The organism is Acidovorax sp. KPB24-07, from assembly GCF_057543315.1.
The window spans coordinates 1-792 of record NZ_BAAJYS010000827.1; the positions used below are offsets into that span (position 1 = coordinate 1).

Genomic DNA, 792 nt, shown 5'->3' on the forward strand with positions numbered 1-792 from the left:
TTCCGCGCGCGGTGTGGGTGTGCCTGGCTTGCGCCGTGCTGGTGCCGACCATGGGCTACTTTGCGATCACTGGCGTCTACGGCAACGTCGCCAAAGGCGCTAAGCAAGCCCAGCCAGGCGCCACTGCAGCAGGCGGCTCCCCAGGTCAGGGAGCGTCCCCGAACAAGGTCCTGACCACGGTCGAGTACCTAGAGCAACGCAAGCCGCGATTGGCCGACTTTGCCCACACGTCGCCGGCCTACGATCAGGTCACCCAGCCCACCGTGGCGCCCTATCCAGCCGCGTGCGTCGAGATGGGCAGCAAGTGCAAGTGCTACAGCCAGCAAGCTACGCTGCTGCAGGTCTCGCTGGCGGTGTGCCAGCAGATCGTGCGCCAGGGCTTCTTCGTGGACTGGGCCCAGGCTCAGGACCAACATGGCCAACAGGGCCAGCAGCAGATGGTGCAGGCCCAGCCTTGGCAGCAGCGCGAGCTCGTGGCCCAGCAGCAGCCGCTGCAGCAGGTGCGCACCGTGCCCGTGCCGCAGCCGGCCCAGCCTCAAGATGGGCTCATCACGCCTGAGCAGTTGTCCTCTGCCCTGGCCGTGCGCAATCCAGCCTATGCAGGTCTCCCCCGTGTCTCCACCCGCTGAGCCTGTGCTGCGCTCCTGTCTGGAGACAATTCGGGGACCCGCCAAAGGCCGATTAGGCCGTCGACCGTAGGGAGCTTGGCGGGGGCGGGGTATGGGGTGCCACACCCCATGGTGGCTCTCACCTCACCCTGGGCCGCATGTCATCGCCAGGGCCCTAACTGCC

At 67.2% G+C, this 792-nt stretch carries 1 pseudogene; it reads left to right on the forward strand.

Annotation, left to right across the window (positions count from 1 at the left end):
• Positions 1 to 629, forward strand: a pseudogene (locus AC27IQ_RS26100) (hypothetical protein); the annotation flags it as partial.
• Positions 630 to 792: the final 163 nt, after the last annotated feature.